The organism is Clostridium sp. KNHs205 (genome assembly GCF_000702945.1).
GTDB lineage: Bacteria > Bacillota > Clostridia > Lachnospirales > Lachnospiraceae > Anaerocolumna.
Window position 1 is genome coordinate 1,911,387 of sequence record NZ_JNLE01000003.1, and the last position, 25,476, is coordinate 1,936,862.

The following is a 25,476-nucleotide window of genomic DNA, read 5'->3' on the forward strand; positions in this document are numbered from 1 at the left end:
TCTACAAATGTATAATATGCACAAATAAAATAATAATGAAACCGGTTGCATTCTATTATGTGGTGTGATAATATTTAAATACTGGTTAAATAATCCATAATACTATACTAATTGCACAAAAGGATTTTAGACCCAGTAATAGAGAGAGAAAGGATAAGTTATGGGAAAGCAAAAACGTTTACACAGGATAGTGGCTGTATTATTAATGCTTGCACTGGTAATACAACCATTGCCTGTAAGTGCAAATGATGCAGCGGCCTTAAACGGCACAGAAGAGAAAGGGGAAATTCTATCAGAGGTAACTACGGATGAGACTGCAGGTGAGGGGAACACCGCAGTAAACGTAGTGAGCGGATCCAGTATAACGAAAGTTATGCCGGGAGCAGAAGAGTTGGCAGCCAATGATTATGTACTGTATTTTGTGAATTGCGGTGCAGGCAATGTCAGCTCAGTGGCAAGCGGAGACCATATGGGACTTTATCAATCAGTTACGGATAAAGTATATGGTTCAGATATAACGGGTTATAGTTGGGGACGTTTGCCTAATACCTCTAATTCCAATGCAGTTGCAGGAGGAACTGCCGCAAGTCTTAACAAGGAAGATACTTACTATTACACTGGGGCAATCACCTATGTGTCCGGAGTCAGTGGCTTTTATTATGACTTTGAACTGCCGGACGGTTATTATGAAGTAACGGTAGGTTTTAAAAATCCCTGGTCCTGGAGACCTGTTGATATTGTATTGGAGGGAACGACCTATACCAGTGCTTTGAGTCTTGATCAGAATAAAGTTGTCGAGAGTAAGAACGAACTGAGGGTTTCAGATGGACAGCTTAATGTATTTGTGCATAACCCATCAAGAACTGATAGTTATAAGGATCCATTAATTAATTATATTATTGTAAAAGCAGTACCGGATTATGATACGGCTTTATTAAGTGCTAAAATAAACGAAATCAGGAGCAAAATAAACACTGCAACAGCCGCAGGAACAATCTATGCAACAGAAGCCTTAAGTACAGAGCTGTACCTGGAGGGTGGTGGTAAAGAAGATACCTTGGGAGATATGGAGCTGACAATTGCTGAAGCTGAAGCAATGATATCTTCCGGTACTGCTTCCGGTTTAGAGATTCGTGAGAAATGTAATGAACTGGATACCCAGTATGCAGCCCTTAGAACCATAGAGCACTATTCCAGTTTCTCCGGAACAAGCGGTAGTGTGTGGAAGGATACCAACGGAATTCCTATTCAGGCTCATGGCGGGCAGGTGCAAAAGATAGGAGAAAAGTGGTGGTGGTACGGAGAAGACAAGACAAAGGGATACCGAAGTAATGGTATCAGTGCCTATTCCTCCGAGGATCTGTATAACTGGAGGTTTGAAGGTTATGTCATGCGATCTGTCACAACCAGAGAGCAGTTAGATAACGATCCCTATTTCACCGCACTATACGGTAATCTGTCCTCAGAAGAAAAGGATAATATATATCTTTGTATCAATAATTCCACCTCGGTTATTGAAAGACCGAAGATGATTTATAACGAAAAAACCGGGAAATATGTATTGTGGTTCCACGCAGACGGACCAACAGTGGAAAGTCCCGGTGCCAATTATGCGGCAGCAGCTGCAGGCGTAGCAGTCAGTGATTCACCCTCCGGCCCTTTCCGGTTTATAGACAGATACCGCCTGAATATATGCCCGGAGGATCAGCTGACCGGAGCCTGGTATGAAAGCAGCAAGGGTTTTGCCAGGGATATGAATCTGTTTATCGATGATGACGGAACAGCATATATTATTTATTCCAGTGAAGAGAACAGAACCATGTTCATCTCAAAGCTGAATGAAGACTATACTTACCTAGCCACACCTGTTACAGAAGCCGTCCATGGAGTTGATTTCGTAAGACTCTTTCCGGGAGCACAAAGAGAAGCACCGGCAGTGTTTAAGTACGCTGGCAAATATTATATGATTAACTCAGGTGCAACAGGCTGGGCACCCAATCAGGCACAGTACTGGGTGGCGGATTCCATCCTTGGTACCTGGACCAATGCCGGAGATCCTTGTGTAGGTGATACCAAATATACCACCTTTGATTCACAGAGCACCAATGTAATACCTTATGACCCGCAAAAAGGTCTCTATATCTATATGGGAGACCGATGGTATGACAGTAATCTGGGTGATTCCAGATATATCTGGCTGCCAGTTGAGATAACCGCTAACAAAGAATTGCAGCTGAAGGCTTATACAGACTGGACTCTTGAGGAGCTTGGGGAACTTGCTCCGGTACAGGTGAATACAGAGTTAAAGGACATCTATAACAGTATCAGTGAACTGCCCTCTAAAGTAAGCATAACTGTCTATCGTAATGGCAGTGCTGAAACGAAAGATGTGTCTGTTAACTGGGAGGTTCAGAACCTGCTGCCAGCTGTAAAGACGAAGATTACAGGCACCTTGGCAGGCTATAACCAGACGATTGCGGCAAATGTTCTGGTGATACCGGATACCTTAAAGTATTATATTGATTCCGGTGCAACTGCAGGCTCCGATCTCTATGACCTGATAAAAGATAAGGTAACTCTCATAAATGAGACCTGGGATAAGGCATATGTGCAAGGCAGCTGGGGGTATTCCAGTATCCTTGAGGGAGAGGGTATAACGAATGCTGACATAGGCTATAAAAATAATACCAGCCGCGATGCTTTTGAAAGCGGTTTCTGGGCAAAGACCGATAAAAGCATTCAATATATCCTTCCGCTGAAAGCAGGAAGTTACCAGCTTCTTGCAGGCTTTCAGGAATGGTGGGGAACTACGAGGAATATTGGTTTATCCGTTTCCTACACACAGAATAATCAGGTAATAACAAAAACACTCGGTAACTTTACCAACAACGGTAAAAAGACCGTAAGTTATTTCTTTGACCTGCCGGTGGATGCGGATGTAACCGTTAAGGTATACGAGTATACGGCGGGTCCGGATGTGATTTTAAGCTGGCTGGCAGTGAATGAAGCCTCAAGCGGAGAAGTATTGGCTGAAAAGTCACTGGCACTCACGGAGTTTACTGCTTATACCACAGAAGCCCTTGGAAGAAAAACGAATTATACGGCAGAAGAAACCGCAGCTCTTAACACGGTAATTTCTCAAGGCAAAGGGCTTATTGAAGCTGCTGCCACTATTGAAATGGTCAGGTCTGCGCTTCAGACAGCAAAGGATAATTTTGATAAGGTGTATGAAAATGCAGGGGTTATTATTGCAGTACCCGTAGTAAAATATGATTTTAACGAGAGCCTGTCAGGCACTGTAATAGAAGATAAGAGTGGTTCCGGTCATAATGGCAAGCTATACGGGAAAGCAACCTATGTAACAGACCCGGTTAAAGGCCAGGTACTTTATCTGGACGGAACCACCGGAACCTATGGTGAAATACCAAAAGGGCTGCTTGACAATAAGAATCAGCTGACCCTTGTAATGGATGTAAAATCAAGTCTTACCTCCGGTAATTTCTTTACCTTTGCAATCGGTAAGAACGATCAGAAATATTTCTTTCTGCGGGCCAGAGGAAGTGAACTCTATGGTGCCATAACCAAGGCTACCTGGGGTGGCGAGCAGAAAATGAGCGGCAGTATGACTGCTGGAGAATGGTCCAAGGTCGTTATGGTGCTTGATGATAATTCTATGACAATGTATATTAACGGACTGCTTGTAAAACAAGTAACCGGCCTGACGACAAAGATAGCAGATTTTGGTACAGAGGTACTGACCTATCTGGGCAAATCCTTTTACAGCGGTGACGGTTATTTCAAAGGATATTTTGACAACATTGAAATATATGATAAAGCCTTTACCGCAAAGGAAATGGAGAATATTCTTGGTACTGAATTAATGACAGTTCTTCCCACACTAACAAAACTGGGAGAACCACTGTCACTTCCTGCTACGGTTAAGGTGAAATCCCAGGGTAAGGTGCTGGATTGTGAAGTGCTTTGGGATACAGTGCCGGAGGGGGCGCTGGATACCATTGGTGATACCTGTGAAGTAACAGGAAAGGTTACAGGAGTGAATTTAACAGTTTCAACCACTCTTACCGTAATCTCCAGAAAACTGATGTACTACATAGAAGGTAACAGAACCTCATCAGAGACCTTTAATATTCTGAAAGAGAATTCACCTCTTATGGTCAATGCTGTACCGGATCAAAAGTATGACAGTTCCTGGGGCTATACCAGTGACACAGCAACAGAGATGAAGGGGAGGGTAACCCAGAGCACCGACCGCTATGAAAATGGCTGGTACTCTGTAAACCATAAGGATATTGTGTACCAGATGGAATTAGAAGAAGGAACCTATAAGCTTACGGCAGGCTTTAGGGAGTGGTGGAATCAGTCACGCCATATGAATATAACAATCGAATACACAGATGAGAAAGGAACTCCCGTAATAACAAAAATTGCAGAGAACTTTGGCTGGAATCAGGTGAACGGAAATGTTCCTGACAGTGATAAGACAAAAAATGCAGAAGGAACCTTTACCCTGCCGGCAGATACAAAGGTAACTTTAAAAGTGTCAAGATACGGCAGCTCTCAAGACCCGGTCTTAAGCTGGTTTGCCTTAGAGCAGCTTTCTACCAGTAAGATAAAAACGGCTGATATAATAAATGGCGAGAGTCTGAAAGACCTGGACGGAAATACCTTGCAGGCCCATGGAGGAAGTTTTCTTTATAAAGACGGCACCTATTACTGGTTTGGAGAAAACAAAGCCCATAACGGAGCCACTTTTAACGGTGTCAGTGTATATTCCTCAAAGGACCTTATGCACTGGACTTATGAGAATGACATTTTGAAACCAAATTCAGCTGCTGTCTTAGCAAGCTGCAAGGTTGAACGCCCTAAGGTCATCTATAATGAGAAAACAAAGAAATATGTATTATGGGGACATTGGGAAGAAGCCGGTAATTATAACCTGGGGCATGTGGTGGTGGCAGTCAGTGATACCATAACCGGGGATTATGAATATCTCGGACATTTCGATCCGGGTAACCAGTCCAGAGATTTTACCGTATTTGTAGATGAGGATAAAACAGCGTATCTGATATCCTCTGCCAACAGCAATGCGGATCTGGATATTTATAAACTAGACGATTCCTACACCAACGTAGAGAAGAAGCTTTATACCCTTTTTGCCGGTAAACGCCGTGAAGCTCCGGCTATCGTAAAGAAGGATGGCTATTATTATATGCTGACCTCCGGACAGTCCGGCTGGCAGCCCAATCAAGGCTACTATACCAGTACACAGGATATAACCAGGGCAGAAGGCTGGTCTGAACTGAGTAAATTCGGCAATACTTCAACCTTTTACTCTCAGCCTGCCAATATACTTACCATAAACGGAACCAGTGCTACTACCTATGTCTATGTCGGCGACCGGTGGAATCAGAATGCACTTGGCGATTCCAGATATGTATGGCTCCCCCTGGAGCTTGAAGCCGGTAAACTTTCCATGGACTATATAAGAGAGTGGAAACTTAATGCTCAGACCGGAGAGGTTACCAACGCAAAGAAAGTAAACCTGTCAGCAGGAAAGGAAACGGCAGGCAGCAGTGAAGCCGAAGGCTACAGCTCTGCACTGGCTGTGGACGGTGATTATGATACTTATTTTGATACCGGTAAAGACAGTGTTCCCTACTGGTGGAGAGTGGATCTAGGAAAACAGTATAACCTTAGCGATATTGATATCAGCTGGAGATCCTGGAATGGTTCAGAGGTTTGCTACAAATATATTGTAGAAGGAAGCAATGACAACAGTAATTATACAACAATTATTGATGCTACCGGTAATACTATGACCTCCTTTACTGCTCACTCTCTGTCAGGTGCCTACCGCTATGTAAGAATTACCGTATCCGGGCAGATAAATGTAAATAATAATAACTCTGCTACCTGGTATCGTGGAATTCATGAGGTAAATATCTATGGAGAGGGAACACAGACTGTCTTAAATCCCTTTGGTATTACGGCTACGCCTTTTAAACTGAGCAGCTCAAATAAGGTTAATAATGTAAACCTTGCCTGGTCCACAAAGGAAAATGCCCTAAGCTATTATGTATACGGCAAGGAGGGGGAAGCAGGGGAATACAGCCTGATTTATCACGGTGCCGGTACTTCCGTAAAACTCTATGAGCTTGCTCTGGGCAAGGACTATTATTACAAGGTTCAAGCCTGGAACAATGGTGTTCTTTTAGGTGAAAGCAGTGAAGTAAAAGCTCAGACTGCAACGGTTTCCCAAGGACTTCTGGAATACAGTAATTCTGTTGGCGGAGCCATGACCACTTTAAGTACCCTAAAAGCAGGAGACACATATTACAAATATGACTACGTCAGCGATGAAAGCGGTTTCGCAAAACTTGAGGAATATACCTCCAGGGATTCGCTGAACTGGACTTATGTCAAAACCGTAATGGACAGAAACAGCCATCCAGATCTAGCCTCCTGTAAGCTGGAAGCGATGAATATTCGCTATGACAGCATTCATAATAAGAATGTACTCTGGGCACATTGGGAATTAAAAGACGGATATGGTTCGGGAAAAGCTTTGGTTGCCTCAGCTACACCGGGTGAGAGCTTTACCGTACATGAAATCTATAATCCGGAAGGAATTGCTGTAAGGGATATGAATTTCTTTATAGATGACAATGAAGCCAGAACCGGATACCTGGTAACAGCAGGTAATGCAGCCGGTGAAGGTGCTAATGCGACCATGTATATCTTTCAGATGAATGATACCTATACAGGAATTGAAGGCATTGTCACAAAATTATTTGAGAATCAGTACCGGGAGGCTCCAAGTCTTGTGAAGAAAGATGGCTACTACTATCTCTTTACCTCGCAGGCCGCGGGCTGGTATCCCAGCAAGGGAGCTTATGCCAGTGCACTTTCCTTACAGGGGCCCTGGAGTGAGTTAAGAAGTATCGGAAACAGTTCTAATTATTCCTCCCAGTCCGGCGGTGTAATTTCTATTGAAGGAGCAGCAGGAAAGAATTATTTTATGCATGCACCAAGATGGGTGAGGGAAGAAGGCACTGCGGCTGCTTTGTGCCTGCCTGTTGCTTTTGCAAATGGAATTGCTACCTATGATTATTATGATAAGGTGCTCTATAATCCCTTTACCGGAAGTTTAATACCGGAAGATAAGGGGGTATTGCTATCAGAAAATAAACCTGCAATTGCATCTATTGCAGCAAATGGTACCAAGACAGCAGCAAAAGCCAACGACGGAAATTATGACACTGCCTATACAGCGGTAAAATCTCAGTGGCCCTTCTGGTGGCAGGTGGATCTGGGAAGTACTTACAGATTGTCAGGAATTCAGGTGTCATGGTTTATGTACAAAGGTTCGGAAGGTTACTATCAATATAGGGTTGAGGCCAGTGAGGATGGCGAGAATTGGACTGAAATACTGGATAAGTCAGATAATAAGACTTATGGTTTTACTGCTGATACCCTTACCGGAAACGGCCGTTATGTAAGGCTTTCTGTAACCAATGCGGTACTGCATAATAATCCGAATAACTGGTATACACCAACTTTGTACGAAGTTAAGGTCTTTGGCAGCAGCAAGACTTTGGCAGAAGAACAAGAAGAAAATCAAAGGCTGGCAAAAGAAGCGGCAGAGGCCATCGATCTGGGCCAAGTAACGGGTATAACTAAGAATCTTATACTGCCCGTCAGTGGTTTGCATGGAGCACTAATCCAGTGGAAATCCAGCAATGCAGATATACTCGCGGAAAATGGCACCATTACCCGTCCAAAAGCGGGAGAGGGTAATGTAAAGGTTAAATTAACTGCGTCTGTCAATGTGGCCGGTGAAATAGCCCAACGTCAGTGGGATATTGTTATTCTGGAAGAAGGTGCAGAAGTAACACCAACTTTAGAACCAACAATAGCGCCTACCGGTACACCGACAGCAACTCCAACAGCAACTCCAACAGCTGAACCAACAGCAACCCCAACAGCTGAACCGACAGCGACCCCAACAGCAGCACCTACAAGCACGCCAACCCCAGAGCCAACATCTACACCTGCTGCAACACCTACGCTTACTCCGGAGAATAACACTCCACCGTATCTGTTAATAGAAACGAAGGTAAAAAATAAGACAGCAGACGTGGTGCTTACAATTTCTTCGGAGAAATTACAGGACGAATTAAAAGCTTCCAGTAAAGAAAATCCGTATTTGCTAAATATAACTCTTCCGGAGAAGGAGCTTACCGCTCAGTTAAAGAGCAGTACGACAAAACTGGTACAGATATCAATTATTCTTCCCCAAGCCATAACAACAGACGCCAGAATTAAATTGGAGGATATTATTATTGATAAGAATCTCTTGGAGGAGGCAAAAGAAAACCAGAAAGGATTGTCACTGGCAGTAAAGGATGAAAAAGGGGAAATCGTTTACCAGTGGAAGTTTGATGCAGCTTCTCTTAAGAATTCCAAGCAGGCTGTGACGTCTGTAAATACCTCTCTGGAAGTAGTACCTGCAAATACCGTAAAAGGTTTAAACAAACTATTGTCAAAAGACACAAAAAATAAGCAGGCGGCAGCAGTAGTATTTAAACATAGTGGTGTATTACCTGGGCAGGCAGCGGTAAAGGTATATGTAGCAGATCAAAAGGGAATTAAAGCTGGAGATACGGTATATGTATATCATTATAACGAAACGAAGAACAGATTGGATTCTTTAAAAACAGGCAGCTACAAGGTAGATAAGAACGGATATATTACGATGAATATCTTAAGCTGCTCCAGTTACATCCTTATGCCTCAAAAAGCCAGCCATAACATAACCAATTCCTTAATCAGCCAGATTTCTGCACCGGAGCAGTTAAGTATCGGCAGGGGGACTAATAAGAAAATAGAAGTTACCTTACCTGCTACCCTGGAGAAGACCAATAAAATAACAGATAAGGCCTCCGCAGCTGCAATTGGAGCGGTAACCATGAAATATTCTTCCCAAGACGAGAGCATTGCACTGGTTAATGAGAAATCGGGGCAGGTAACCGGAAAGAAAAAAGGCAGTACAGTGATTCTTGTAAAAGTTAAGCTATATTCGGGAGAAGAAAAAACTTTTAAAGTTAAGGTTCAGGTCAAATAGGAACAGGTATAGACAGGAAATACTAAGAGTAAGTCCTGACATAAGAGAATGAACTTACTATTGAAATAGCAAGTAAGCCTGTTGGTAAAAGCCGTTAGGATACCAGCTGGCTTACTTGTTTTCTGCATTATTCCTCTATAGAAATTTAGACAGAAAATTAACGGATTAATTAACGAGGGAATTAAGAGGTGTTTATCATAGAAGAAATAATAGAGTATTGAACTGTAGTTATAAAAGTAGATTGTGAAAAATTTAATTGACAATTATATTATCTGATGGTATATTTGTATGTACAAACAAATGAGGTGATGATTTTGAAGGGTACAAATAATAACGAAAGTTGTAATTGCAAATTGGATACCTGCCTGTTTTTTTCTACCTCAAAGCTTGCCAGGGAATTCGGTAAGATAGCGGAGGAAGCATTCGGCAAGACCGGACTTTCCACAAGCCATGCACTGATATTATATATGGTAAATCAGGAAGGTGAACTTCCTCAGAAGGAAATAGGCGAGAAGCTGCACCTGACCCCATCTACCATAACACGCTTTATCGAGAAGCTGGTACGAAAAAAGCTGGTTGCTAAAAGAACAGAAGGAAAGAATGTATTTATCTGTACCACAGAAGAAGGTTTGCTGCTGCAGGAAGAAATTATCCGCTCCTGGAACAGGCTGCATGATGCCTACAAGGATATCCTGACAGAAGAGGAAGCCCTGCAATTTATAACCATAAGCAGTAAGTTAATTGAAAAACTACAGAATCAAGATAACTAATGAGAGGTATTTAAGAGTGAAAGAAAATAATAAATTGAAAGGATGCCACGTGGAGATTTTTTAAATCTTTTTTATTTGTGGCAGTATCGCAGGCAGGCCTGCGGTAGGCAATGGGTATAAACAATGAATGAAATATTTAACAGAAGAAGTATACGTAAGTTTAAGGATCAGGCTGTTGAGCCGGAGAAGATAGAATTATTGTTAAAAGCAGCTATGCAGGCACCATCTGCAGCTAATCAGCAGCCCTGGGAATTTATCGTAGTACAGGAGAAGGAAAATCTGTTGAAGCTGTCTCAGACATCTCCTTATGCAAAACCTGTTGAAGGCTCAGGTGTAACCTTTTTAGTGATGGCAAATGCAGAGAACTTCAGAGTACCTACCGCCTGGGAACAGGATTTAGGGGCAGCAACACAGAATTTGCTGCTAGAGGCTGTTCATTTAGGACTTGGAGGCGTATGGCTTGGCGTAGCCACCGCCGACAGTGTAGTAGAAAGTGTCCGTAAGCTTTATAATCTTCCTGAGAATATCAAACCCTATGCATTAATTGCAGTTGGTTACCCCGACGGACAAAAGAATGAATTTGTAGACCGATATAACAAAGACAGAGTACATTACGAGAAGTGGAGTTGATTTATTTCTTATGGGTAACATATAGCTTAAAGGAATGGTAGTATGCTTGAAAAGAAAGGAGCTTTTCTTATGAATGAAACGATTAAAACCATACAGAACCATAGATCCATACGCAGTTTTCTTGACAAAGACATTGAGGATAATTTACTGGATGAAATAATTCAATCAGCCCAGGCTATGCCCAATTCCATAAATGGACAGCAGACTTCTGTGATTGTTATAAGAAGTAAAGAAACCAAAGCAAGGATTGCAGAATTAGCAGGCGGACAGAAGTGGATTGACGACGCACCGGTATTTCTTGTATTTGTAATGGACTTTTATAAGACCTGGCTGGCAGCAGAGAAAAACGGATTGAAGCAGGTAATACATGAAAGTGTTGAAGGTACCATGGTTGGGACTTTTGATGCGGGACTTAATATGGGCGGAGCTATTGTTTCAGCTGAATCCTTTGGACTTGGTATTGTACCCATCGGAGGGGTACGCAGAAACCCCGAGGATATCATAGAGCTCCTTGGTCTTCCCGAATATACTTTCCCGGTAGCTGGCTTAGCAATTGGATACCCTTTGGAGCCTTCTCATAAAAAACCAAGGCTTCCCCAGAGTACCTTCAGACATAATGAGAAATACAATACGGAGGGCTTAAGAGAGGCTATTGACCAATATGACAGTGAGATGGAGAGTTATCTTTCTGAAATTGGAAGACCGCAGGAAGGTAACTGGAGCCAGTATACATCTAATATTTATCAGAATGTTTATTATCCTAAGGTTTATCCGGTACTGAAAAAACAAGGATTTCAGAATGATAAATAAGAATGATAAATAAGATGACTTGCATGCTATTTCATCCTGTGTTAATAAGATAGATTTTAGTTTTAGTATATTTAGTTTCCTAAAGCAGATATTTAACAAAATGATTGCTTTGGGAAACTTTTTTATGTAATAGGATGGTTAAGAGCCAGTTTTTTACAAGGGGACGGCTAATTGTACAAACCAGAAAGACTCATACTTCAATTTCAAGGCATAAGAAGTCCTAATTATCTGAATATTTTATGCTTGGCATATTATCAAACAGATAACTCGCTTCGCTCAGACAATCTGTTTGATAATATAGCACAAAATATTCAGAGAAAAGGACTACTAATACCTTTCCATAGGCGCATTCGTCTTTCTGGTTTGTACAATTTGCCTGAAATCATATGGAAAAGAGGCTTTTGACACTTGAATTATAATAGAAGGTTAAGTTATGGGAATAGGACATGTTATCCGTTTATATTAAAAGCCCTGGCCGTTGGATGTACATGATACATTTATAAAGAGTGTCACTATCTTGACAGAGTGTTTGAGCTGTAGTCTTGATTGATACCTTGGGAGCAGCTAAGATCTTCATGAACAAAGAGTAATGTGAAAATTCACTTATTTGCCGAAAAGCCAGCCACCGTTTACATTAAGAATCTCACCATTAATATAGGAGGCTTCCGGGGAGGCGAGAAAGCCAGCGGCATAAGCAATATCCTCAGGAGTACCTGTACGACCTGCCGGAACCTGAGCGATTGTCTGATTAATTCTATCACTGGATAATTTGCCGCCGAAAAAGTCTGTATCAAGAATAATACCGGGAGCAATGGCATTGACGGTAATTCCCTGGCTGCTTAATTCTCTTGCTGTTGAAAAGGTAAGGCCGTGTAAACCGGACTTTGCAGCAGCATAAGCCAGGTTCCCGGCCTTGCTGCCGCCGGTGTATGCGGCGATGGAACTGATATTTATTATTCTGCCGCCAGGACGTCTTAGTAAAGGACTAATGGCAACGGTCATTAGAAATGCCCCTTTAAGATTAGCAGAATTGACCCTGTCCCACACGGCTTCGGCTTCTGTTAACGGCTATGTAGTAGTAATACCTTCACCAAACCCGGCATTGTTTACCAGAAGGACAGCTTACTTTATTTCTTTGTTAAGCATCCGGACATAGCTTTCAATTAAGAGTACAATATCTTCCTTGTCTTTGTTAAGAGGAGAGATCTTCTGCCAGAGATTCTTATAATATTCTACAAAGGCTTTAACAATAACCGGGTCATCAAGGGAGAGAAAAGTATCCAGTACTGTCCTGTTCTTTCCATAAGCATATAGAAATATTTCTTTACGTTCTTTTATGGATAAGGCTATATTTTTCTCTAAGCCATCCATATCCTGATAAATAACTGCTATTTGATAATTTTCATATTGTTTTATAATCGAGATGGCATATTCCAGATAGTCAATTACATCCTGTGTACTTGCATGCACTATTTTTATACCGGTATAAGTGTAAAGAAATATAATTTTATCTTCACATAATTTTTCAAAAGCTGAAGTGAAATAAATTTCAGTACATATATGATGAACCAGGTTTTTCAGGAAACCTCTGAATTGCTTCTCATAGTAATAGATTGAAAGCTTTTTTTCCTCTTTTGATAAATCCGTCTGATCTAAAAACTTCTGATATAACCGGGCAGGTATCAGCAGTTTGCTGAAGCTGTTGTTATAGCAATAATGGTTTCCCAGCTGTTCATTTGAGTCTGTTAAATTTAAGAAGAAAGTATCTTTCATTTCCTGATTATAATACTTAACAATATTATTGGAATTATTATTGATTAATAAATTTACATAGTTGGTCAGTACATCAACTGCTGATTTATTTTTTAGATAGAAAGCACAACTGATGCCGGTGTAGGCATCAGTAGGGAAACATGACAAGGCACCTATGCCGGACACAACATATAACTCTTTACCGGTCATAAAACTTTCGTTATTTGTCAGGTTATAGAGATTGATTTTACCTGTTTTCAGTAAGGGGAGTATGAAGCTGATTAATCTGACCGCACGCTCCACATTGCTGTCCAATGTAAGTAAAAAAGTAACCTGCCAGTTATTTTGTATAACTTCTAACAGAATCTCTCTTAGATAGCTTAATCGGTTATCAGAGAAAAAGGAGTTATCAAGAACATTGTGATAGGTCAGGTAAATCACATTATTCTCTTTACGGCGGTAGGATCTGGCAGCTTCTATCAAAGAAATGCCGGCAGTAAATACATTGGTTATACCATAGATTAATTTATCGTTGCTGGATAAATCAATGGAGTTTAAAAAAGTGATATCGCTTTTACTTTCTGAAGAAGTACCTTTCTTTTCTGTCCGGCTGGCAAGTGAATATTTTAATGATGCCTGCAGCATAATATGAAATTTTTCTTTATTTGTAATCTCGGTAATTTTCTCATTGACCTTCAGACTATAAAATAACTCATCTACCATTTTAAGCTGTAAGGAATCCATTATATTTCTCGAAAGAAATTCCGTAATGCTGTTAATATACTGGGTTGAAGGAAATCTTCTCTCATGTACCCAATGGCTGACAAGTGAATTATCCACATTAATAGCTTTTGCTAACTGGCTCATTGGAAGGTGAAAGGTGGTGAGCAAGAATTTAAGGCACTTGCCAAAAGTCATTTCGTTATACAATTGCAGGGTACTCCTTTAGAGGGTGTCATTATTACAGGATTCCGAATACTGTCATGTCAATGACAATGACAGATTATCAATAATAGTTTTAAATATTACATAATTCGGCTATAATCCACAATATATAATGCATTATAACAAATAACGACATCGATGAAAAGAAAAAAGACAGGTGGAGGGACATAGTATATGAAAAAGCATAGCAGTAAAAATGTAAGTGTGAAAACAAAATTAATACTCTATTTTACTATCCTGATATTACTCTCATGTTGTGCCTTAGGTTTTATCAGCAATAAAGTTGCCAGTGATATCATTTTAAAGGAAGCGGAAAATAACATGCTGCAACTTGCTGAAGATGCGGCGAAACTGGAGAGCAGCAGACTTGAGACACAAAAAGAGACGCTTAGGACCCTTTCCTTCTTTGATGAATTAAGATCCATGGACTGGGCAAAGCAGCAGCCGGTTCTTCAAAGCGTATTAAAAGAAACAGATTTTACGGAACTTGGAATCATACAACTTGATGGAAGCATTTCTTATGCAAATACTGCGGATACGAAGATAGTACTTCAGGAAGGTGATCCTTTAAGGAAAGCATTAGCAGGGGAAGATGCTATTAATTTTACGATTAGCCCGGTTACAGGTGAACTTGTGCTGGTGCAGGCAGTTCCAATCGAAAATAACGGGCAGGTAACAGGAGCCTTATTAGGACGTCTGGATGGAAATACTCTGAGTAAACTGGCCGAAGATACAGGTTACGGTACTACTGGCTATGGATATATCATTGACGGAACCGGAACGATTATTGGTCATAAAGACCTGGAACTGGTAACCAATCGCTATAATGCCATCGAAGCAGAAAAGACAGATAAAAGCGCTTCGGCCCTGGCAGCGACATTAAAGTCAGCAATCTCAAAAGAAAAAGGCATCGGTCATTACAGTTTCAACGGAGGATATCAGTATGTTGGATTTGCTGAGATTCCCGGAACAGAATGGACCTTTATACTGGCAGCGGGAAAAAGTGAAATATTGCAGCCTGTAAAAACCCTTCAGGTCTATATCATATTGATTGTTATTCTGGTGCTGGCAATCAGTGCAGTAATTGCTTTTATAATAGGTACTTCTATTGCGAAACCAATTATCGGAACAAGTAATTATGCAAGAAAGATTGCAGCCTTGGATCTGTCAGAGAATATTGACGAGAAGTTCAGAAGCAGAAAGGATGAAATCGGTGATCTGGCAGACTCTTTACTTAGTATTACCAACGGTTTCAGGGGAATCATAAGAGAAATTACGGATTCATCGGAGCAGGTTTCCATTGCTTCTAATGTACTGACCGAAACGTCTCAGCAGACAGCAACTGCTGCAGAAGAAGTATCAAAAACCGTAGAAGAAATTGCACAAGGCGCTTCAGAACAGGCGAAGCATACTGAAACAGGCTCACATAGGGCAATGCAGCTAGGTGAAACCATAGAAAGGGTTCAAAGCTTTATTCTGGACGTACATACTTCTACCGGAAAAGCAACAGAAGTGGTTTTGGAGGGCTTAAAGGAAATCGATACCCTTAGTAAGATAACCGAGGAGAATACTGCTGCCGTTGAAGCTATACATGAAGTCATTATGAAATCCAACGACAGTTCCAAGCGAATCAGTGAAGCAAGTAATGTTATTGAATCCATTGCAGCCCAGACCAATCTGTTGTCCCTAAATGCTGCTATTGAAGCGGCCAGAGCAGGGGAAGCCGGAAAAGGCTTTGCAGTGGTGGCAGAGGAAATAAGAAAGTTAGCAGAGCAATCCTCTGTCTCTACCAAAGTCATAAATGAAATAATAGATGAATTACAAAAGAATACGGATAATGCGGTTCAGACTATTGTAAGGGTCTCTGCAATAACAGAACAACAGTCAGGCAGCGTGAAAAACAGCAGAAATAAATATAAAAGTATAGCAGAATCCATGGAGATATCTACGGATGCAGTAAGTAACTTAAGTACTGCCGGTGATGAGATGAATAATATGAGACAAACAATACTGGAAGTCTTAGAGAATCTTTCTGCCATTGCACAGGAGAATGCAGCTGCATCAGAAGAAGCCTCTGCCTCCACCGAAGAACAGACTGCTTCTGTTGAGGAAATTGCAGGTGCCAGTGATAACTTAACAGAACTGGCTTTAAAATTACAATCTTTAATAGCTAAATTTAAATTATAAGTAATCTTATCTTATGGAACGTTAGATGTTGAAAATAGATATAAGTAACAAAGATGTATAAACATCCAGGAGCTATAAATGGAGGCTTTATAGACATTCAAGAGTTAAAACGTCAGGATTTATATGCATCCGGGATTTAAAGAATTCAAGGGTTAAAACGTCAGGATTTATAGGCGTCCGGGATTTAAAGAATTCAAGGGTTAAAAACGTCAGGATTTATAGGCGTTCAGGATTTAAAGAATTCAAGAGTTATATGAAGACGTTCAAACTTTATAAATGCCAGGATTTATAGGTGGCTGAGATTTATATACATCAAGAATTTACATAATAGAAGAATTATAGCGAAGATTATACACCGGATATAAATACCAAAGAAATATAAATACCATTTCTAAATTAGGCAGGAAGAATAGAATTCTTCTCTGCCTAATTTAATAAATAACCAATTAATTTAATGGATAATAAGAATAAACTGAACTTATATGTAATAGTTAGTTTCCGGTTATATCCTTGTCGAGTTCCGGCAGATTAACAAGTCCAATCCTACGGTAATCGTTTAGATTCTGTGCCAGGTTTTTCTTACCGGAGGGCTTGGGAAGCGGAGTATCAAGAGGAGCATCCGTAATATATTCGCTGATACCCGGAACACTTGCTTTTTTTATTTCCTGTGCTACGAATTTTGCAATTAATTTACCGCCAATATCATTGGTATGAGTATAATCTCTTGAAGTACCGTTACCCCAGAAATAATCCCAGGCATCTTCAGGTCCGGCAGCTTCCATATATTCAGTAGTCCGGGACCATAAATCGATAAAAGGTGTCTGCATTTCTTCTGCTACTTTTTTGACAGCATCTCGATAGGTACCAAGGAGATTGATTAACTTGCCGTCTTCATCAAATAGAATGCGATTTATAGGGGAGCACAGAATGGGTGTTGCACCAAGCTTTCTGGCCTCTGTAACATAATAGATCAGATTCTCTCTGTAACCGCCGTTAGCAGGAAGTTCCGCTTTCTTCTGATCATTATGACCGAATTCCACTATCAGGAAATCGCCAGGTTTTATTCTTTTCTTTAGGACCTGCCAGTTCGCCTGCTTAAAATCTGCCGTAGTGAGTCCCGATTGTGCATGATTAGAAAGCCCAAGACCGTTTTTCAGATATAGAGGAAACATCTGTCCCCAGCCGCAGTAGGTGGCAGCAGGTTCATAGGGGTATTCCGCTCTCTGATCGGCAACAGTAGAATCTCCTGCGATATATAAGGTGGGAGCATCACAGGAACTATAGGAACAGCTGTAATTCACTTCACCCATTACACCAACCGTAAGCATTTCCACTTGTACATATTCTTTGCCAAATTGATGATTATCACAAACATTAACAGTAAAATCATGCTCCTTTATCTCTCCGGCTTTTACCGTGTCTTCCTGATACCATCTGCGGTTATCACATAGTATGACATAATCCATATCTTTGTCAGCGGTAACTGTAACTTTTAAGTTATAGGTACCGTTTGCAGGTACCTTTAATAAGGTTTCAACAGGTGCATTCATATCATTATCTCCTTGTCAGAAATGTAATAAATTCATTATAAAAGATGTTATAAATTATAAATACCATTTTTATTGACCAAAAAATTGAAAAACATCTCTTTCTATAATTATTTACCTATAACCGGTATCCGTTCAATTCATTTCCTGACAAATAGATATCAAATACGGCTAAAAATAATAGGTGCTGTAATATTTCAGATATAAAACCTGAAATATTACAGCACCTTAGCGTATTACTATTTATTTAGCAGATTCTTTAGATAAATTCAATCGTTCATCAATAATTAGAATCCTATATAATTACTTATCGTTTGTAAGCCCCAGCTTATCAAAAACATAGAACAGCAGTGACATTACCATAGCAACCACGCAGGCAAGAACCATACCTGTTAAGGTTACTTCACCGATTTTTAAGGCAACACCGGAAAGACCGGTTACAAATACTACAGAAGTAAGAGTAAGATTACGGCTGCGGCTGAAGTCTACCTGTGCATCTACCATAACTCGGATACCGGAAGCACCGATGGTACCGTATAACAGGAAGGAAATACCGCCGATAACAGCACCTGGAATGGTTTGAATCAAGGCAGCAATAGGTCCGATAAAGGCAGAAACAATGGACAGAACGGCAGCTCCGCCAATAACCTGTACGGAATATACCTTTGTCATTGCCATAACACCAATGTTCTCACCATAGGTCGTAGTAGGAACGGAGCCTACGAAACCGGACAGCATGGTTGAAATACCATCAGCAAAGAAAGAACGGTGCAGACCGGGATCCTTTACTAAGTCTCTGTCAACGATCTTGCTGGTTACAATCTGATGTCCAATATGCTCGGAAGCCAGTACCAGAATAACGGGCAGGATCATAAGAATAGCCTGAATATTGAATTTAGGTGCCTGGAAATCAGGAATATGGATAAAGCTTGATTGCAGAGCATGAATTAACTGGTCTCCCGTAACTACTTTCGTAAAAAGTGCAGCTATATAGCCCGCAATGATAGCTATTAATATAGGTATAACAGCGAAAAATTTACGGAATAAAACATTACCAAGGACAGCTACGATCAGGGTTACAAGAAAGACAATGACATTTTTGGAATCAATAGGAGCAGTCTCTGTAGCGATAACACCTCCGGTTTTGGCAGCAGTCTGAGCTAACTCAAGACCAATAAGTGCAACAACCGGGCCCATAGCAGCGGGGGGAAGTACTACGTCAATCCATTTGATACCAAACTTGTAGAAAATAAAAGAAATAATACATGCAGCAAGACCAACTGCGATAAAACCACCAAGTGCATAGGAATAACCCCATTGGGAAATTACCAGACCAGCGGGCCCAAGAAAAGCAAAGCTGGAACCGAGATATGCGGGAGCTTTGCCTTTGGTAATAAGGATAAATAGCAGTGTACCGATACCGTTCATAAGCAGTACAACTGATGGATTGATCTGGAAGAGCATTGGCACTAATACGGTTGCACCGAACATAGCGAACATGTGCTGAAGGGAAAGGGGGATTAATAGTTCCGCGCCTACCTTATCTTCCACTTGAATAATTTTTTTCGTTTCCAAGAAAGTTTCCTCCTCATAAAAATTCATCCTGACAAGTATAGCACGGTCTTCGTCAGAATTCCACAAAGAATTTTATTATTTTAAAATTTATTTGATGAAAATGACATAAATTTACATGTATTACAATTAGTGTAAAAACTTTGTGAAATTTTTCTTGAAATGACTGCCATAATATGTTAATGTATTGAGGTAACGGTTTTGAAGAACCCCTTGTGACAGGAAGGTCACAAATTAGAAAAGAAAAGGAGGTCAGGCAGATGATTATTACTATGTTAATTACAGTTCAACAGAATAAGAAATGCATGACCGGCCTGTGTGAGAGATTTCTATAATTTTGAACATATAAACTATTCAAGTCGCAGGTTGTGTAGATACTGCGGCTTTTTTTTATCAAGGCATAAGAGTGAAGAAAACATTTTCACTCCTCTGATTCTATACGCGTGCTAAAGCACAAGGATGGGAGCCAGATATGAGATAAACCTTAAGGTTAATCTGCCTGAAGAAGACGCAGTGAACAGAAACTGCGTCTTTTTTGTTGGCCGGAATCATTTTAAGAAAGGAAACCTTCAGTTATATGAAATTATCAATTAAAAAATATGGAACCTTATTGGCAAAATACATGAAGAACAGCAGGCTGCATCTGGTTTTGCTGGCCCTTGTATTAGCTGTAAGCATAATATTGCAATTAGTAAATCCAATGATTATCAGCTTTTTTATCGACGGTATTGAAATGAATAAATCCATGGAGCTCCTCATAAAAGCAGCAATCCTTTTTATATTAGCAGCCTTTACGCAGCAGTTATTAGCAATTGCCTCCACTTATCTCAGTCAGAATATCGGCTGGAGAACCACGAATACTTTAAGACGGGATCTGGTAAAACACTGCCTGGGCCTGGATATGAATTATTTTAAAGAGCATCAGTCCGGTGAGTTGGTAGAACGGATTGATGGAGATGTAAATGCCTTATTTAACTTTTTCTCAAAGCTTTTTATAGGTTTTGCGAATAATATTTTACTCATGACTGGAGTTGTTGTGGTCTTATCCTTACAGAATCCGCTGATAGGGGCAGCTTTTGTTCTATTTCTTGTACTATCCTTCATAATACTTGGGAAAACACAGGGAGATGCAGTGGACAATTTCGGTAAGGAACGCGAACTTTCCTCTAAGCTCTATGGATTTTTAGGAGAACATCTGGACTGTACCGAAGAAATTAAGGCCAGTGGAGCCGGAAGCTATGTGTCCCAGCGCTTTATGGAACTGCTTCGTAAATGGCTGCCTATCCAGTTAAAGGCTTATCTGTCCGGCTACAAGATCTGGATTATAATGTCCGGACTCTTTGGTCTTGGTGATATCATGATATTTGCGGTAGGTGGCTATCTCTGGTATAAAGGACATATTTCCCTGGGGCTGGTGTATCTGATGCTCAACTATTTTCAGCTCCTTGAGAGTCCGCTGGATCAATTAAAGGAACAGATGCTTGATATCCAGAAAGCAACGGCAAGTATTATCCGTATAGAAGAACTTCTCAATCAGTCTTCTTCCATTTCTGATAAGGGTACAATTAAACTATCCGAGAAAAATATCTCATTAAGTTTTGACCAGGTATGTTTTTCTTACGAGAAAGAGGTACCGGTATTAAAGGACATTTCCTTTGAACTGCCAGCCGGTAAAGTGCTTGGAATATTAGGGCATACCGGCTGCGGTAAGACGACCCTTGCAAGGCTTGTAGTTCGTTTTTATGAACCGGATTCCGGAAATATCTGCTTTAATGGAAAGAAACAGGAGGATATCTTATTAAAAGATCTAAGAAGCAGTATAGCTTATGTTACCCAGGAGGTACAGCTGTTTTATGCCAGTGTAAGGGATAATATCACTTTCTTTAACAAGGATATATCCGACGATGAAATCATAGCTACTATCTATAAAATGGGACTAAAGGATTGGTTTGAGAATATCAAGGAAGGGCTTGATACCATCTTAGAGCCTGGCGGCGGAATGTCCTCTGGTGAAGCACAGCTTCTAACCCTAGTAAGAGTGTTCTTAAGAGATCCCAAACTAATTATACTGGATGAAGCCTCCGCAAGACTGGACCCGGTTACGGAAAGATTTCTGGAGCAGGCTCTGTCCACCCTGATAGAGGGAAGGGCATGTATCATTATAGCTCACCGTCTGTCAACGGTACAAAGAGCCGATAACATTCTGATTCTGGATAAGGGTGAAATCCTGGAATATGGATTAAGGGAAGAGCTTATAAGTAAGAAGGATTCAAGGCTTAATGAGCTATTAAACTATGGAATTGAGGAGGTGCTGGCCTAATGAATAAGAAAATAAATTCGCCTTCAAAAGATAAGAAATTTTCCATGGGGAAACTGCTCTTAAAGATGATGGCTTACAGACCCGGGCTTTACGCTGTTAATTGTTTTTTATGGGCAATGATACATGTATTGCCGTTAGGTATGGGATTGCTTTTTAAGGAATTTTTTCAGTTACTGACCCCGGGCAGCGATTTCTACAGAGGTCTTTTAACAGTATGTGCCCTGACCCTTGCTTATACTCTTGGACGTATGTTAAATATATATCTTGGTGCCAACGCAGATAATCTCCACCGCTTTACCATGAGTGCCCTGTTAAGAAAAAATATGCTGGAGAGCATCTTAAAAAAGCCCGGAGCAGCTGCTACACCCTGGGCCTCCGGAGAAGCCCTGAACTGCTTTCGGGATGATGCAGGAACCATAGAAGATACCATAAGCTGGACGCTGGATTTCATCGGCTCGCTGACTTTTGTAATCGTTGCTATAACCATAATGCTGAATATTAATGTAAATATTACGCTGTTCGTATTTGCTCCAATGATAATTGTTGTGGGTATCGTACAAATGCTGCGTGAAAAGCTTCAGAAATACAGAGAAGCAGCCAGAGAAGCAACGGGTAAAGTAACCGGTGCCATGGGGGAAATCTTTGGAGCAGTTCAGGCTATAAAGGTGGCAGGGGAAGAAGAAAATGCAGTAGGTTATTTGGAGGGGCTTAATGCCACAAGGCATAAGTATATGTTAAGAGACTCTCTCCTTTCCCAGACCCTGAATTCGTTATTTAACAATACTGTAAGTCTGGGAACCGGATTTATATTGCTTTTAGCCGCCGGGTATATGAAAAAAGGTGAGCTGAGTATCGGGGATTTATCCCTGTTTATATTTTATCTGAGTTTTATCTCAGACTTTACCAGCTTCTATGGCAATTTTATCGCTAATACCAGACAGGCAAAGATATCCTTTCAGAGAATCGCAGAACTTATGCAGGAGGATACACCGGTTAATGCGGTAGCACATACCAAAATGTCCTTAAAACCTGGCACGAAGAAAGGTAAAATAGCAGAGGTTAAATCAGTAGAAACAGCGGAAGAAAAGGATGAACTGCAGGAACTAAAGGTTGAGGGGCTGACTTATTGCTATGAAAGCTCCGAAAATGGTGTGGCAGATATCAGCTTTACATTAAAGAAAGATTCTTTCACTGTTATTACAGGAAGAATAGGGTCTGGTAAATCCACATTGTTAAAGGTACTCTTAGGGCTTCTGCCTGCCCAGAGTGGAAGCATCTGCTGGAACGGAAAGGAACTAAAAACTCCCGGTGATTTTCTTATCCATCCCCATTGTTCCTACACCCCGCAGATACCAAGGCTTGTAAGTGACAGTGTGAAGAACAACATTTTATTCGGATTAAGAGAAGAAGAAACAGATATCAATGAAGCTCTGCACAGTGCTGTATTTGAGGAAGATATCCTGCAGCTGGAACAGGGGCTTGAGACCATTATCGGACCAAGAGGTGTTAAATTATCCGGCGGACAGATTCAGAGAGTGGCGGTTGCCAGAATGTTTGCAAGAAAATCAAGCCTAAGGGTATTTGATGACATATCCAGTGCCCTGGATGTTGAGACGGAAAGCAAACTCTGGCACCGGTTATTTGCAAAACGTTCTGCCACCTGTCTGGTGGTATCCAACCGCAGGCTGGCACTGAAACAGGCAGACCAGATAATAGTTATGAAAGACGGCAGGATTGACGGAATCGGAACCTTGGAGGAATTATTGCAGAATAATGAAGAAATGAAGGCAATCTGGGGTTAATTGGTAGGCCGGTGCAGAAGGTTAAGTTTATCTTTTGCATCGGTTTCTCTATTTTTCAAAGGGCTTTCTATGTTATGATAGGGTTAAAAAAAACCGACTTTTCGAAGTAACCCCTATTGTCAGGCAAAATCTAATGAAAGGGGTTCGCTTCTAAATTTATAGTTCAAATTGTTATAATAAACGATAACAATAGTATTATACCGTAGGATAACATCATGTAAGCAGTATTACACTTGGGAGATTCCGGGGCAGTATATATTGTTTAGCAGATAAGATTTGTTAGTTCAACTGTAATTTCATCAAATTGTCGGTTTGTTCTTCCTCTCCTAAAACGAATATATGTGTATCGAATTTAATAAAGCCCTGTTTTTCATAGAATTTTATAGCGTTTCTATTGTTTTCCCAAACACCCAGCCAGATATAATGGAGGTCATAAGTTTTTCCGGTTTCTATGGCTTTTTGAATTAACTTTTTGCCGATATGTTTTCCTTTATATTCTTGCAGGACATAGATTCTCTGAACTTCTAAGGTATTGGGATGTCCCGGTTCTGTCTGGGCTTTATCAGAATTTATTTTCATATAGGCAGCTGCTTCCAGGTCAGTCTCCACCAGGAAGAACGTTGAGCCGTCTTTTTTTAATTCGGCTTCTATTTGTTCATAGGAAAAATTCTTCTGAAGATATTCTTCAAGATTTTCCTTTTAATGGGTTTGTGATATAATGGTCGAAAGGATTAATCCAATAAATAGAAGGGGGATATAATGAGTGATACAAATGAAATAAAGCAATTAACCAAAGAATTCAAAGATTGTCAGAAATCCCTTAGTGCAATAGGCGATGAGACAAGGCAACATATTATCATATCGTTATTAGAGTGTGATTGCAAAGGAGTTAGAGTAGGAGAGCTTACAAAGAAAACAAATCTGTCACGACCGGCTGTCTCTCATCATTTACAAATTTTAAAAGAGGCGGGAATCATAGGTATGAGACGAGAAGGAACAAAGAATTATTATTACTTTGATTCGAGGAAGACAGAGCTTAGCAAACTGATGAAATTACTTCATCATGTAAATGAAATCATTGAAAAAGCACCTGCCAATCCAGGCTGCCTGTAAAGGAGGAAGATATGAAATTAGAATTTCCTGTTGAAAAAACTATAAAAACACGTTCCAGTATTAGAACCTATGAAGAAAAACCACTTGATATCAAGGTAAAACAACAGATAAAGGATTATATTGCTGCTTTATCAAATCCCTTTTCTGTGGAGGTTAAACTCCAGCTTCTGGAAACAGCATCCTCAAATGAAAAATTGGGCACATATGGTGTAATAAAAGGTGCCAGGGATTATATTGGAGCAACCGTATCAGAAGTTGATTTGAACCTGGAGGCTGTAGGCTATTCCTTTGAAAAGTTGATTTTGTATTTGGCGAACCTTGGAATCGGAACCTGCTGGCTGGGAGGAACCTTTAACCGGAATCAATTCTCCAATGCCCTGGAGGTTAAAGCTAACGAATTGTTTCCTGCCATCTCGCCTATAGGCTATCCCTTGGAGAAAAAGAGACTTGCAGATACCCTTATTCGAAAAATAGCAAAATCAGATCAGCGTAAGAACTGGAACGAACTCTTTTTCCTGAATGATTTTTCTGTTCCATTAACACAGGAGGAAGCAAAAGAATTTGCATTTCCGTTAGAAATGGTGCGTTTGGGCCCTTCTGCCAGTAATAAGCAGCCTTGGAGAATCGTAAAAGCAAAGAATGGGTTTCATTTTTATGAAGCAAAAGCTCCGGGGTATAGTGATAAGCTGTCTCTTGATATCCAAAGAGTAGATGTCGGTATCGCAGCCTGCCATTTTCATGTGGCTGCACTGGAAAAAGACCTGCCAGGAAAATTTGAGAAACTCTCAGACCCAGGTATCATACCGCCGGCTGATAACCATTATATTTTCTCATATGTACTGTTGTAATAACGGTGCCCCACTCTCCTGCTGCGGGATTTTAC

General features: G+C 40.6%; 13 protein-coding genes and 1 pseudogene. 9 read left to right on the top strand and 5 right to left on the bottom strand.

The window, feature by feature from the left end; genetic code table 11:
- Positions 1-160: 160 nt before the first annotated feature.
- The 4 genes from BR73_RS27250 to BR73_RS0108150 all read left to right on the top strand — a co-directional run bounded on the left by BR73_RS27250 (position 161) and on the right by BR73_RS0108150 (position 11,355).
- Positions 161-9,145, top strand: coding sequence for a family 43 glycosylhydrolase (locus BR73_RS27250; protein ID WP_051685052.1), 8,985 nt, complete (start codon positions 161-163; stop codon positions 9,143-9,145).
- A 314-nt stretch (positions 9,146-9,459) separates the two neighbouring features.
- Entirely contained in the window at positions 9,460-9,915 is a 456-nt protein-coding gene (locus BR73_RS0108140) for a MarR family transcriptional regulator (protein ID WP_051685053.1), read from the top strand.
- 123 nt (positions 9,916-10,038) lie between these two features.
- Positions 10,039-10,545, top strand: a complete 507-nt coding sequence (locus BR73_RS0108145; RefSeq protein ID WP_033165131.1) for a nitroreductase family protein — start codon at positions 10,039-10,041, stop codon at positions 10,543-10,545.
- A gap of 69 nt (positions 10,546-10,614) precedes the next feature.
- The gene (locus BR73_RS0108150; protein WP_033167220.1) at positions 10,615-11,355 is read left to right on the top strand and encodes an NADPH-dependent oxidoreductase; all 741 of its coding nucleotides are present in this window, start codon (positions 10,615-10,617) and stop codon (positions 11,353-11,355) included.
- 603 nt (positions 11,356-11,958) lie between these two features.
- On the opposite strand, the gene BR73_RS26695 is transcribed toward BR73_RS0108150, so the two are convergent.
- The gene (locus tag BR73_RS26695; RefSeq protein WP_081848578.1) at positions 11,959-12,402 is read right to left on the bottom strand and encodes an SDR family oxidoreductase; all 444 of its coding nucleotides are present in this window, start codon (positions 12,400-12,402) and stop codon (positions 11,959-11,961) included.
- A 75-nt stretch (positions 12,403-12,477) separates the two neighbouring features.
- Positions 12,478-14,037 (bottom strand): helix-turn-helix transcriptional regulator, encoded by a 1,560-nt coding sequence (locus tag BR73_RS0108160; RefSeq protein WP_033165132.1) that lies wholly within the window; start codon positions 14,035-14,037, stop codon positions 12,478-12,480.
- A 189-nt stretch (positions 14,038-14,226) separates the two neighbouring features.
- Here BR73_RS0108160 and BR73_RS0108165 point away from each other — a divergent pair, with 189 nt between their 5' ends.
- A complete protein-coding gene (locus BR73_RS0108165; RefSeq protein WP_033165133.1) occupies positions 14,227-16,239 on the top strand; it encodes a methyl-accepting chemotaxis protein in 2,013 nt (670 codons plus the stop codon).
- A 491-nt stretch (positions 16,240-16,730) separates the two neighbouring features.
- On the opposite strand, the gene BR73_RS27255 is transcribed toward BR73_RS0108165, so the two are convergent.
- Together BR73_RS27255 and uraA are read right to left on the bottom strand one after the other, a co-directional pair.
- Complete coding sequence (locus BR73_RS27255; protein WP_051685055.1) at positions 16,731-17,789, bottom strand: rhamnogalacturonan acetylesterase; 1,059 nt, start codon at positions 17,787-17,789, stop codon at positions 16,731-16,733.
- Positions 17,790-18,089: 300 nt separating this feature from the next.
- A complete protein-coding gene (gene uraA / locus BR73_RS0108175; RefSeq protein ID WP_033165134.1) occupies positions 18,090-19,361 on the bottom strand; it encodes a uracil permease in 1,272 nt (423 codons plus the stop codon).
- A gap of 574 nt (positions 19,362-19,935) precedes the next feature.
- Here uraA and BR73_RS0108180 point away from each other — a divergent pair.
- On the top strand, positions 19,936-21,678 hold the full coding sequence (locus BR73_RS0108180; RefSeq protein WP_033165135.1) for an ABC transporter ATP-binding protein: 1,743 nt from the start codon (positions 19,936-19,938) through the stop codon (positions 21,676-21,678).
- Entirely contained in the window at positions 21,678-23,480 is a 1,803-nt protein-coding gene (locus BR73_RS0108185; RefSeq protein ID WP_051685056.1) for an ABC transporter ATP-binding protein, read from the top strand. The genes BR73_RS0108180 and BR73_RS0108185 overlap by 1 nt, the downstream gene beginning before the upstream one ends.
- A gap of 279 nt (positions 23,481-23,759) precedes the next feature.
- On the opposite strand, the pseudogene BR73_RS26700 reads toward BR73_RS0108185, so the two are convergent.
- Positions 23,760-24,164 (bottom strand): annotated as a pseudogene (locus BR73_RS26700) (GNAT family N-acetyltransferase); the annotation flags it as partial.
- 75 nt (positions 24,165-24,239) lie between these two features.
- Here BR73_RS26700 and BR73_RS0108195 point away from each other — a divergent pair.
- Positions 24,240-24,593 (top strand): metalloregulator ArsR/SmtB family transcription factor, encoded by a 354-nt coding sequence (locus BR73_RS0108195; protein ID WP_033167223.1) that lies wholly within the window; start codon positions 24,240-24,242, stop codon positions 24,591-24,593.
- A gap of 11 nt (positions 24,594-24,604) precedes the next feature.
- Positions 24,605-25,441, top strand: coding sequence for a nitroreductase family protein (locus BR73_RS0108200; RefSeq protein WP_051685057.1), 837 nt, complete (start codon positions 24,605-24,607; stop codon positions 25,439-25,441).
- Positions 25,442-25,476: the final 35 nt, after the last annotated feature.